Below are 11,923 nucleotides of genomic sequence, written 5' to 3' on the forward strand. Positions count from 1 at the left end.
AAGCTTTTAGATGTATATTAATTTGTGTTCATTATTGGGTATTTATCCCATTGGTTTCTGCCTGCTTTATTGCCCATGCTAAAGCATTTGCAAAGATGATAGAATTCTGTACCTGCATTCCTCCCAATGCATATCCGTTACCTGCATATCCATACGTTGACTTTTGTACCGGCAAATATCCTCCTGAACTTGGTGCAACAAATGGCTCAATTGTATTACTTGGATATTGATTCCCGTTCGCGTTTTCATTACTTAAAAATCCACCGTCTCCAAACCAGATAAAATTAAGCGAACTGTGTCTTAATCCTGAAATTCCCGTTCTGGGAGTTGTGCTGTTAATTGGCTGTGCATAACTGTAAGGAATAAATCCACTGGTAAGACCTGTAATATTAACCGTTGTAGAAGCGTCTTCTCCCCAGTTCTTTCCTCTCACATCTCCGAAAGGTCCGTTAAGTATCGGATCATTTGTATTTACAAGAGCATATACCGAACCGGCTCCTGCTCCATTAGCTGCTGAAATAGTAGGATCAGAGAAAATTGCGCGCATCATATTTTGGGAAGAAGCAGCATCATCCTCAAACGCAATTACAACCCCTTTATTATTTAAATAATTTGCAATATACCCCGAAGCTGTTGCATCTGGTGTATAAGCATAGCCGATAATAACAATATCCGGTTTTGTGTTCAGTGCTGCTAATAATGTTGCATTAGAAGGTGCACCGCCTAAAGAAGTATGAGTATAGCCGCCAGATTTTATAACACTGGCTGCTGAAGTTCCAAAGTTTGTGGGAGAATCCATTAAACTTCTTGATGGTCCTGTAAAAGCACTGTAGCCGTAAACTGTTTCTAATCCGATGTGTAAAATTTTCTTTGATGGTATTGTCATTATTACCGTTACATTACAGGTAGATTCACCATCCGCACTGTTGGATGTAATCGTCATTACTTTATCAGCTGTGGATGTCGGTTTGCCCGTGCCGGATAATGTTATGTTCTGATTTCCTGTAGCAGTAAATATTCCTGATCCGCTGAAAGAAATTCCGTCTACTGTATTTGTTGTGATAGAATAACTTCCCAACGCCGTTACTGTAACAGGTAGTGTTATCGTATTGCCCGAGCCAAGAGCCGTTCCTTTTGTGTAAACGCCATTTACTGTTGCGCTTCCGCATGAGACAGAATAGGTTGCTGCCGAACTCAGTACATTCACCGTTACTGCCGGTGTACAGCTTACACTTACACCGTTTGCAAACAACTGAACAGTATCAGACTGAACTGCAGAAGGTGTTCCTTGCCCTGCAACCTGCACTGTCTGTATTCCTGTGTTTAGAAAAACACCTGTTGCGTAAAAATTATAACCATTGGTTGTGGTTCCCGTAATCGTATAGCTTCCTTTTTTGGTGACATTTACGGTTACTGTAAGATAATGTGATGTGTTAAGTGTTTTTCCCTGAATATAAGTACCACTGGCTTTTGTATTCGCACAATCTATTGTAAAAACAGACTTTCCTATTTGCCCGCAGACGCTTTTCCATTCATTGTCTGCAAGGCTCCAGTAATTAAGACAGTCTTCTGTAGTATTGTAAACCGTAAGACCGTCATCATTCGCGGGATTGATGGTAATTGCATCCCGCTGTGTTACTGTAAGACGGGGAATTAAAATACCTTTGTTATTATTGACGGAAACAACGTCTAATACAGAATTTGGGTTGGGAGAAGCAGTATTAATCCCTACAGCACCATTGTTTTGGGCGAAAAAGTTTCCGAAAGAGAAGAATAGGGCAAAAAACAGAGTTCTTACCAGAAATTTTGTAGATTTTGTATTCATCATGTTTTATTTATGGATTAAAATTTGAAATAAAATATTTATTTTATAAGCAGAAGCAAAGTTATCATCTATCAGCTCGTTTATTAGCAAATTGTGGCACGCAATATCACGCGTACGTAGTAAAACTTACTGTTTTTCAATATCTGAAGAGAAATCATAATGACGAATAGTTATATCTTCATAAGAAAACTATTAATATTGACATCCGAAGGAATATTCAGTTTTTTTCGTATTCTATATTTTTTACTCTCTACTGCTCTTATGCTGTTATTAGTACACTGAGCAATTTTTTTCGTATCGAAATCCAGTTTCATTAATGCGCAGAAATACAATTCAGAATGAATAAGATTGGGGTTAATCTGTAAAATTCCCGGAATAAAACCCGGAAAGAAAACCTGAAACCTCTCAAAAAACATTACCGAATTTTTCTCTGCCAGTCTGAATATTTCATCAATATTTTCATCGGTAAGCTGATTAGCCTGCATCTGACTTTTCATTAATCTAGAATTGGTCTTCATCAAATCTTCAATGGTTGAATCTTTAATTTGTGTATTTTCGAGAAGTCCATTTATTAACTCGTCTTTTTGGCTTATAAAAACAATATCCATTAAAAAAGAAACGACAGAAAATAAAATGTTAAGCAGCTTTATGGTAGAGTAATCCTTTTCTTTCAAAAACTTACTTCTCGGTAAAAAACTGAAATCAAAGTAAAGGCAGGCAATAAAATTAAAACTGATAAAAAAAGTCAGAAAATAAATTTCTTTTTTGTTTTTTCTGTAATTTAAAAAGAAAGGAATTGCAAAGAGAATACTGAAATAAAAATATTCTACTCCAACTTTTTTTGAACTGTAAATATTAAAAAAACTTACAATAAGGGTAAGTAAAACCAAAATGCCTACTACTCCGAATTTGAGTGTTTTACGAAATGTTGTGGTTTTATCTTTAACTGAGATTAAAAGAATCCAGAATAAGGTAATAGTAATAAGGAATATAGAAATAATAATATCCCTGAAAAAAGTAATAATAAAGATAGCATAGAATAGAAAAAGAAAAAAAAGAAAAAATAAATAACGATTGATAAGTTGGTTATAATCATTTTCAAAATTACTTCTCTCTCCTTTATTGAAGATAAGCTTGTAAATCATTTTATGTTTTTTTATTTGTAGTTCAAGTAGCTATTTGTACAATTATTCTATACAATACCCAAATTATTCTTAGTTATAAACAAATTTTACAGGAACCAACGAATTGATTCTGAAAATAACAATCTTAAAATGATTTGTATTTAAAATAATTGAAGATCAGCTATTTAATTTATCAAAACTCTACATTACAAATATAAATAATTTAATATTTACTATAATTTTGAAAATATTATTTTTTATTTCTAGCAAATCAAAAAAACAACTAATGAATTTTCCTGCAAAATTAGCTATTGCAGTCAGTTTTTAAGTTTTTACCAATACTCAATTCTACTCACGCGTAGTAAAGCGTAGCCTTTTAAATCCTAACAAAAGGTATTTTGGATTTTAAAATTAATTTTAGCCGTTTATCTCTTTTAAATATTCTCTGGGAGATTTGCCCATAATTTTTTTAAAAGCTCTGTTAAACTGAGATTGATGAACGAAGCCTGCACTTGTATAGATAACCTTTAAAGTATATTTTTTATGAATATCTTTTTCAAATTCCTGTATAACAAAATTTATTCTGTAGGAATTGATAAAATCATTAAAATTGGTTTTCCCTTTTTGGTTCAGAGCTGCTGAAATATAAGTTCTGTTGGTGTTTAACGCCTGTGTTAAGTCATAAATACTGGCATTAGAATTCAGGTAAAATTTATCCTTTTCGGTATAATCAATAATCCGTCTGTATAAAAGCATTAATTTATCTTCTTTTACTTCGGAGACGGGTAATAATGGAGTTTCTTTCTCTAAAGTTTCATTTTTCTGTTCAAAATTGTTCTGAATTTTTACACTATTAAATTCTATTGCATAATAGATATGGAATGTTAACAGAAAGAGGAAGAAGAAAAAGTGGAAGTATAAAGAAAATAAATTGTAAATCCAGAGGAAAAAAACAGTATTAACGTCCTTGCTTTTCCAACTCGGGAAACTGTTCCATTCGAAAGAGCTGTACACCAATAGAAATACAACAAAAAAAAATGCAGAATAAAGAAAAGTATATTTAAAATTATTTACATAAGAAAAAGATATAGGGAATAAAATTAAATAAATAAGAGTAATTGGAAAATCCGGAAATTTAGATATTGAATTATATACGATCATTGCCATCTGAACGCAGTTGTTAAAATTGACAAGATGTTTGAATTTGAAATTATTTAAAAAATCAATTTTCCACAGCAAAATCAAAGACGATAAAAAACTTATTAGCGCAAGCAGGGTATTGTATTTGGTAACAATACCATAGAAATAAAAATCTAAAATTTTTATCGTTATAATTACTAAATCTAAAAATAATTTAATCCACAAATATTGTCTGATGAATACCTGACGTTTATTATACAGAATTTCCTTACTATAATTCATAAATATTAAGTGCCTATATACTTTATTAAATAAACAGAAAATTTAAACATAAAATTGTAGTGAAATGGAGTTCTTATTAATGTCTATCAGTATTATAGTATTTATTTTTATTTTTTTCTAATCTATATCTTAATAACTGCTACTTATCTGTTCGATATAAAATGTCTGCAAATTTAACTGCTGCTCACAGTCTCTATTATTTATGAAAGAATCATTTTTAGAATTTGCTTCAATAAAGTATTTAGGATCATAAGTATTAATTCCTACTTGAGCGAAAAAAACTGTTGAAGATATTATAACAGGGGGAATAGTATTTTTTTTCATTGTTGTTCTTAGTGTTGAAATTATAAATAAGCAAAACAAAAATAACAGTTTTAAAATTATGTCACCCAAATGAAATTTTTCCAAGGTGATAAATTAAACTATTTAGTAAAAAACAAAGATAAAAAATGCTATTTTAACAAAACGAAATATTTACAAAAACTGCTGCTATACAATATTTTAGGCAGTAAATGAACTCATTCATCAATCCTCCGTTTATTTTTACATTTTAGTTTTTATTTGTATTTACTTTTACAAATGCATTAAACAATGAGGTTAAAGCAAGTGTATGTATAATATAAATATTAAATACTGCCGTTAAATAATCTCCACTTTTTCATATCAGTATATTATCAAAACTCCAATTGTATTTTACCATATAATTCGTCTTTTAATGAAAGTATTGTGAACTTTATTGAGCAAAGTTTAGACTTTCTTTTATAATAATTTGGTAATAAATAGTCTGCGCTGTTTTTGTTTCAGAACATGTTTGCAAAATCCATTTGGCTCTATCATTTCATGCGCAATGGCTATCAAAAAAAGTCAAAAACAATGAGCAAAAACATTAAAATAAAAGGTAAATTATATCCTTCTACCATAAGTTTAGCAATGAACTTGGTGGGCGGTAAATGGAAAGCTTTGATTTTATACCATCTAAAAGATGGTGAAAGACGCTACACTGAACTTAAAAACGAGATGGATTTTATTACAGATATGTCCTTAAGCTTATATTTAAAACAATTACGTGATGATGGTTTGGTTTCAAGAAAAGTTTACGGAAAGAAACCTCCATTAAAAGTAATCTACAGTTTAACCGATTTTGGTAAAACACTTATTCCTTTACTGGAAGCTATAGATAACTGGGGAAATCTTATATTAGAACAACAAAATAGAAACACCTGATGAAATTTTACCGACCTTATTCCACGAAATTGAGCAGATAGATTGCCAATACATTGATCTGTCATGTTAAAATTAAATAGTTGATTTCGGGATTTCCTTCAACATTATAGTCTTTTCACGGAAAAAGCTCTTAAGGATAAACATTAAGAGCTTATATTTGTTTTCTAAGAACTCAGAACATTATGGAACTCTGAACTGTTCAATTCTGAGATATGCTTTTGTAGTGGGACAGGTACCACTAGGACATGTAGATGCATCTAAACCAATCGCAGCAGCATCATTATTTGAAAACATACACGTTAATACATAGGCAACCTGAGCATTATCATTTGTGGTCCATGTGTAGGTTCTGAACTCAGGCTTATTTCCGTTATAAAGATTCGCAATTCCCCAAGCTGCTAAAACACCTTCCTGAAAAGGACCTCCGAAAGCAGTCCCATCACCTCCATACCACTTTCCTGCCTGAGGAAAAGGATTGTCGCTATAAGCGGCTACAGTAGAACCTCCTGAAATGCGTTGGGTTGAACCATTCCAGAAGATACTCGGCGTACCGGAGTTACTTCTTATCTGTAAGTTTACGCCTGAATTTAGGTTACTAACTCCATCTTGTACAAATATTCTGACAGAAAATTTTCCATCGGGAGAGGTAACATATTTGTGATATCCGGGAGCCGGATCGTTTGTTGAAACCAAAGGTCCCAAAGTGATCGATTGGCTGTATTCAGCAGCAACCTGATCGCCTACTGCAGCACTGCAATTCTGACCACTGGTAAGAAACGGCACTAAACCATTGCCGGAACTTCCCTGTATAGGAAAAGTAATTGCTGTAGGGGAAGAAACAGAAGGCGTGCCCCAGACTGAGAAAGAAAGCTGGCCACTACCTGTTGCAAGCTCTCCCGGAAGAAGTTTTATGTTCAATCCATTTACGGTAACTGTAGTTCCTTCCTGATAAAGACCGCCGTTACCTCCTGTATACGGGATTTTTAAAATCCCATTATAAGCTACCCCGCTGGTATAAGTTGCAGGAGATAAAGTCGCAGCATTGCAGGTTAAAGAAGTTATGGTAGGCGCTTTTGTAGATTGATTATTAATTGTTCTCCATTCGGTTCCATTCCAAAAAACAAATCCTTTATAAGTCAAAGCTGCCGATCCGTTATTATAGACTAACATACTGGTTAATGGATTAGGAATGGTAACAATATCTGTGGTACTTGTAAGAGCAACTCTAGGAATTAAAATCCCTTTATCTGCAGCTGTTAAATCTAATAATGCCGATGTATTCGGAGTTTCAGTTCCAATCCCCAGATTTCCGTTATCTTTAATGACAAATGCGGTATTTAATGGTCTTACGGTAGATCCGTCAGATTTAGTTCCCAGTTTTACCATCTGGTTGGTATTGTCATTTACAAATGCATCATTTGTAAGATCTCCGGCACTGCCTCCCCCGCTTAAACCTACCCAGGAAGAGATTCCGTCCCAATAGTAAAATCCTTTATTATAAATGCCGGAATTGTTTATTAGATATACCAGCTGTCCATTCACAGTACCGTTTACATTCAGTGCTGTAACTCTGGGAACAAGAATACCATCTTTACCGTGTACAACACCGGGAATGGCTACCCCCGCATTTCCGGTATCGTTTTTTCCTCTGATATCCAGCGTCGCCTCAGGAGATGACGTATTAATTCCCACTTGGGCAAAAGAAGAACAACTCAGCCCGATCAGATAAAAAATATAAAAATTTCTCATTTCGTAGTGTTTAAGTTAAGGTTATTAAAAAAGCAGCTAATTACATAAAAGAAAATTAGATGAACTGAATCATGCCGTAATAATGCATAAACTCATTATTATTCACCTGATTATCTCACACTTAATGAGACAAAATTATAGTATATATCAATCTCTACCAATACCTATCATTTTTGATAGGTTAAAATATTTAAAGCTTTTTTTAAATTTAAATTTCAAAAAAATTTGGAAATCCTTTCAGATATTGATTTTTGAAAAAGAAAAAGAGAGGCTGAAAAACCTCTCTGTATTATAATAATTTTGTATCAATTTCTATTCATCCTTCATTCTGGCGATTACATCAAGACCTCCTTTCGTGATATCACCAATTTTACATACAATTTCTGTATCTAAAGGAAGAAATACGTCCATTCTGGAACCGAATTTAATGAAACCGAACTCATGCCCTGCTTTTGCAGTATCGCCTTCATTACAGTAGAAAACAATTCTTCTTGCCACATATCCTGCAATCTGTCTGAAAACCACTTTATGATTGGTTAAACTTTCCACCGCAACGGTTGTTCTCTCGTTTTCCGTAGAAGATTTTTCATGCCACGCTACAAGATATTTTCCAGGATGGTATTTCTTATAAATTACGTTTCCTGAAACCGGATATCGACAGATGTGTACATTCAGCGGAGACATAAAGATAGAAACCTGAATGGCTTTTCCTTTAATAAACTCATCCTCTTCCACTTCTTTTATCATTACTACTTTTCCGTCTACCGGAGCAATCACATTTTCTTTGTGATCGAGAATTTCACGATTCGGAACTCTGAAGAACCAAAATACTAAACTGTAGATCACCAATAAAGGCAGAATGATCACCAACGACCACATTTCAAGAAAATAAATAGCCAGCGCGCCCAAAATGATGAACAGGATAGTCGCAACGGTAATAGTTCCTTTTGATTCTCTGTGTAATTTCATGAGATTAAATAAATTTTTCTAAAATAAAGTACAAATATACGACAGGAACACAAATAATGAAACTATCCAGTCTGTCTAATACGCCTCCATGTCCCGGAATGATGTTTCCGCTGTCTTTCACGGCGAAATTTCTTTTCAGCTGGCTCTCCACCAAATCCCCGATCGGCGCAAAAGCAGCCACCAGAAAACCTACCACCATCCAGTTTCCGCGAAGATCCGGATGATAATGTTCTACAAAGTAAGACAGGATTAAAGTAAGAACAACACCGCCAATATAACCTTCCCATGTTTTTTTAGGAGAAATTTTAGGTGCCATTTTATGTTTACCGAAGAATTTTCCGGTTAAATACGCAAAGGTATCGCTGCTCCAGATCAGGATAAACAGAAACAGTACTTCTAAAGAAAAACTGTTATCATAGCTCGTAAATTTGGGAAGCCCCAAAGCAAAGCTGAAAGGCAGCGCTACATAAATTACCGTGAAAATAAGCTTTCCGCTGTCAAAATATAATTCGTTCGGGAATTTAAATAATGTAACGGCAGCAATCACGATAAGAACCATCGCAAGAATTTCACTGAGCCTGAAATCGAAAAAGAAATCAAAATTGAAATACCTTTTCGAGAAGACATAAAAAATAAAAATCACCAAAGGAAAAACAACAAATCGCTCATAGCCTTTCCCGAATTTCATGATTTTAAAACATTCCCAAGAACCGACTCCCATTAGAAGAGTGATTAATCCGTAATAAAGATATTGCTGCTTTACAAGATCCGGAGAAATACTGTTGATTAGCTGGGCTCCAAGCGGAGTGGTACAAAGAATAATAACTGCTACGTAAACAATTCCTGATAAGGTTCTTTGAATGAGATTTTTGTCCAAGATGTTAAATTTTAAATCTGATGCTTAATCTTCAAGCAACAATAAAAACAGTTTTGTGTTGGTATGGGAAGAAGTATCCATTTTCGACTGTCCACCGCTGATGGAAGTCAGATTTTTGATATTTCCGTTTCTTTTGATCTTTCCCATCGCATCATTCAGGTTGTTCACAATCTGTGAAATATTCGCCATGATGATAATTTTATCCGGCAGTCTGGAAGAATGATAATGAAGGATATTATTGTGAGAAAGCATAATTCTTCCGTCGTACGCAATAAGATATTCGCAGGTAATGAAACTTGCATCGTTATTGCTCTGGAGTTCGGAAGTATAAGGCGTTTTTACGACATTCAGGAAATTCTGAAGGTCTTTATCCCAACAGAACATATTACGTATTCCTTCAATTTTAATAATCTGGTTCAAAGTCTGTAACGCCTCCGCTTCATCTGCACAGTAATTAAAAAAACCTCCGGAATGCGTAAACAGTTGGGCAAACTTATAATCGAGATCCGCATTTTTCAGCGAATCCCCTAGCTTTTCCAGGCTTTGTCTTTCATCCTGCTCCGGCTGGTTCGTAAGTTTGCTTACAATCTTCTTAAATAAATTCAATTTGATCTATTTTTAGTCAACTTTATACAAAAATATAAATTAATCATATAGAAATCCAAAAACATACCGAGAAATATAAAAAAACCCGACAATTTCAGAACTGTCAGGTTTTGTGTTATTTAAATTTAAAGAAATTTTAAAGTTGTGTCGGGCTTTCAGGAGCCTGAATTTCACTGTCTCCTTCTTTTTCTTTAGTCAGAATCTGTTCTTGTGGTTCCTTCCCGTCCGGAATTGTATTGGTAACAGGTTTTTCCGTTAATTCAGGATCCCATGCTCTCTTTCCGAAAATTTCTTCAAGGTCTTCGCGGAAGATCACTTCTTTTTCTAAAAGCTTATTCGCCAGAGCATCAAGCTTATCTTTATTTTCAGTTAAAATCTGAACCGCTCTGTCATACTGATTTTCGATAATTCCTTTGATCTCAATATCAATTTTCTTCGCAGTTTCTTCAGAATAAGGCTTTCCGAAAGAATATTCAGACTGACCTGAACTGTCATAATAAGAGATATTCCCGATATTCGGACTCAAACCATAAATGGTTACCATTGCCTGAGCTCTTTTGGTTACACTTTCAAGATCTGAAAGCGCTCCGGTGGAAATATTATTGAATATCACCTGCTCTGCTGCTCTACCTCCCAATGTTGCACACATTTCGTCCAACATTTGCTCTGTAGTTGTTAACTGTCTTTCTTCCGGAAGATACCAAGCTGCTCCTAAAGAACGCCCTCTCGGAACAATCGTTACTTTCAATAGCGGTGAAGCGTGTTCTACCAGCCATGAAATCGTAGCATGTCCTGCTTCATGATAAGCAACTCTTCTTTTTTCAGAAGGTTTGATGGCTTTATTTTTCTTTTCAAGACCACCGATAATTCTGTCTACCGCATCAAGGAAATCCTGTTTCGTTACCGAAGCGTGGTTGTTTCTCGCTGCAATTAAGGCTGCTTCATTACAAACATTCGCAATATCTGCTCCACTGAATCCCGGTGTTTGTTTTGCCAGAAATTCTCTGTCTACAGTATCATCAAGTTTGATTTTCTTTAAATGAACATCAAAAATCTGTCTTCTTTCGTGCAGTTCCGGAAGGTCTACATAAATGGAACGGTCAAAACGTCCGGCTCTCATTAACGCTTTATCCAGAATATCCGCTCTGTTGGTAGCAGCCATTACGATAACATTGGTATCGGTTCCGAAACCATCCATTTCAGTTAATAACTGGTTCAGCGTGTTTTCTCTTTCGTCATTTCCGCCAGAGAAATTATTTTTTCCTCTTGCACGTCCGATGGCGTCGATCTCATCAATAAAGATAATCGCAGGAGATTTTGCTTTTGCCTGAGCAAAAAGGTCTCTTACTCTTGAAGCTCCTACCCCAACAAACATTTCCACAAAATCTGAACCTGAAAGCGAGAAGAAAGGAACTTTCGCTTCTCCGGCTACTGCTTTTGCCAATAATGTTTTACCGGTTCCCGGAGGCCCTACTAAAAGAACTCCTTTCGGAATTTTACCTCCCAGTTTGGTATATTTTTCTGAGTTTTTAAGGAAATCCACCACTTCCTGAACTTCTTCTTTCGCTCCTTCAAGACCTGCAACATCTTTAAACGTTACCTGAATTCTTTCTTTTTCATCAAAAAGTTTTGCTTTCGACTTTCCGATGGAGAAAATCTGTCCGCCGGGTCCGCCTCCGCTTCCCATTTTTCTGAAAAGAAGGAAATAAAAGATCCCTAGAATCGCAATCCAGATTAATGCCTGAATTAAAAAGCTCGTTAACGGGCTTTCGCCTTCCGCATAATCTTTAGACGTTTTTATCGCCGGATTTTGCATTCTGATGGCATCAAATTTTTCAAGGAAAAGTCTGAGATCTCCATATTTAAGCGAGTAATCTGCCTTTGGAGCCATTACAAGACCCGAAAAAGGATTCGATTTGTCGTCTTTTTTTACAGTTGCTGTTTTCGCAGCCTGTGTTAAAAATACATCGGCTTTCTGAGCCTGTTTGTCAATTAAAACTCTCTGGACTTTTCCTGCCTGCATTTCTCTGAAGAAACCATCTTCATCGATTGTCTTACCGCTGCTGTCGCCCATAGAATTGGCTACAAAGAACAGCACAAGTGCCACAATCATGATAGGAAAAAACC

At 35.0% G+C, this 11,923-nt stretch carries 9 protein-coding genes; 1 reads left to right on the forward strand and 8 read right to left on the reverse strand.

The annotated features are described in order from the left end of the window. Nucleotides 1-31 precede the first annotated feature (31 nt). The 3 genes from WFK35_RS06390 to WFK35_RS06400 all read right to left on the reverse strand — a co-directional run bounded on the left by WFK35_RS06390 (nucleotide 32) and on the right by WFK35_RS06400 (nucleotide 4,116). The gene (locus WFK35_RS06390) at nucleotides 32-1,828 is read right to left on the reverse strand and encodes a hypothetical protein (protein ID WP_336731903.1); all 1,797 of its coding nucleotides are present in this window, start codon (nucleotides 1,826-1,828) and stop codon (nucleotides 32-34) included. A gap of 167 nt (nucleotides 1,829-1,995) precedes the next feature. Next, a complete protein-coding gene (locus WFK35_RS06395; RefSeq protein ID WP_336731904.1) occupies nucleotides 1,996-2,970 on the reverse strand; it encodes a helix-turn-helix transcriptional regulator in 975 nt (324 codons plus the stop codon). Nucleotides 2,971-3,366: 396 nt separating this feature from the next. Continuing rightward, nucleotides 3,367-4,116 (reverse strand): helix-turn-helix domain-containing protein, encoded by a 750-nt coding sequence (locus tag WFK35_RS06400; protein ID WP_336731905.1) that lies wholly within the window; start codon nucleotides 4,114-4,116, stop codon nucleotides 3,367-3,369. A 1,128-nt stretch (nucleotides 4,117-5,244) separates the two neighbouring features. Between WFK35_RS06400 and WFK35_RS06405 the strand changes: the two genes are divergently transcribed. Next, entirely contained in the window at nucleotides 5,245-5,595 is a 351-nt protein-coding gene (locus WFK35_RS06405; RefSeq protein ID WP_336731906.1) for a winged helix-turn-helix transcriptional regulator, read from the forward strand. A gap of 180 nt (nucleotides 5,596-5,775) precedes the next feature. Here WFK35_RS06405 and WFK35_RS06410 read toward each other — a convergent pair whose 3' ends face one another. The 5 genes from WFK35_RS06410 to ftsH form a co-directional block, all read right to left on the reverse strand. Further along, nucleotides 5,776-7,344: a hypothetical protein gene (locus tag WFK35_RS06410; RefSeq protein WP_336731907.1), complete on the reverse strand. Its 1,569-nt coding sequence runs from the start codon at nucleotides 7,342-7,344 to the stop codon at nucleotides 5,776-5,778. 312 nt (nucleotides 7,345-7,656) lie between these two features. Further along, the gene (locus WFK35_RS06415) at nucleotides 7,657-8,313 is read right to left on the reverse strand and encodes a phosphatidylserine decarboxylase family protein (RefSeq protein WP_235132540.1); all 657 of its coding nucleotides are present in this window, start codon (nucleotides 8,311-8,313) and stop codon (nucleotides 7,657-7,659) included. 4 nt (nucleotides 8,314-8,317) lie between these two features. After that, nucleotides 8,318-9,190 (reverse strand): phosphatidate cytidylyltransferase, encoded by an 873-nt coding sequence (locus tag WFK35_RS06420; RefSeq protein ID WP_336731908.1) that lies wholly within the window; start codon nucleotides 9,188-9,190, stop codon nucleotides 8,318-8,320. A 24-nt stretch (nucleotides 9,191-9,214) separates the two neighbouring features. Further along, nucleotides 9,215-9,796 carry an LUD domain-containing protein gene (locus tag WFK35_RS06425; RefSeq protein ID WP_336731910.1) on the reverse strand — a complete coding sequence of 194 codons (582 nt, stop codon included), beginning with the start codon at nucleotides 9,794-9,796 and terminating at the stop codon, nucleotides 9,215-9,217. A gap of 136 nt (nucleotides 9,797-9,932) precedes the next feature. Next, complete coding sequence (gene ftsH / locus WFK35_RS06430) at nucleotides 9,933-11,909, reverse strand: ATP-dependent zinc metalloprotease FtsH (protein WP_442892014.1); 1,977 nt, start codon at nucleotides 11,907-11,909, stop codon at nucleotides 9,933-9,935. Nucleotides 11,910-11,923 lie beyond the last annotated feature (14 nt).

The organism is Chryseobacterium sp. VD8 (assembly GCF_037149975.1).
GTDB classification, from domain to species: Bacteria; Bacteroidota; Bacteroidia; order Flavobacteriales; family Weeksellaceae; genus Chryseobacterium; species Chryseobacterium indicum.

Excerpts from the sequence above, each read along its gene's own strand:
- WFK35_RS06410 (WP_336731907.1), bottom strand. The coding sequence starts at position 7,344 with ATGAGAAATTTTTATATTTTTTATCTGATCGGGCTGAGTTGTTCTTCT.
- ftsH (WP_442892014.1), bottom strand. The coding sequence starts at position 11,909 with ATGATTGTGGCACTTGTGCTGTTCTTTGTAGCCAATTCTATGGGCGAC.
- WFK35_RS06395 (WP_336731904.1), bottom strand. The coding sequence starts at position 2,970 with ATGATTTACAAGCTTATCTTCAATAAAGGAGAGAGAAGTAATTTTGAA.
- WFK35_RS06400 (WP_336731905.1), bottom strand. The coding sequence starts at position 4,116 with ATGGCAATGATCGTATATAATTCAATATCTAAATTTCCGGATTTTCCA.
- WFK35_RS06390 (WP_336731903.1), bottom strand. The coding sequence starts at position 1,828 with ATGATGAATACAAAATCTACAAAATTTCTGGTAAGAACTCTGTTTTTT.
- WFK35_RS06405 (WP_336731906.1), top strand. The coding sequence starts at position 5,245 with ATGAGCAAAAACATTAAAATAAAAGGTAAATTATATCCTTCTACCATA.
- WFK35_RS06415 (WP_235132540.1), bottom strand. The coding sequence starts at position 8,313 with ATGAAATTACACAGAGAATCAAAAGGAACTATTACCGTTGCGACTATC.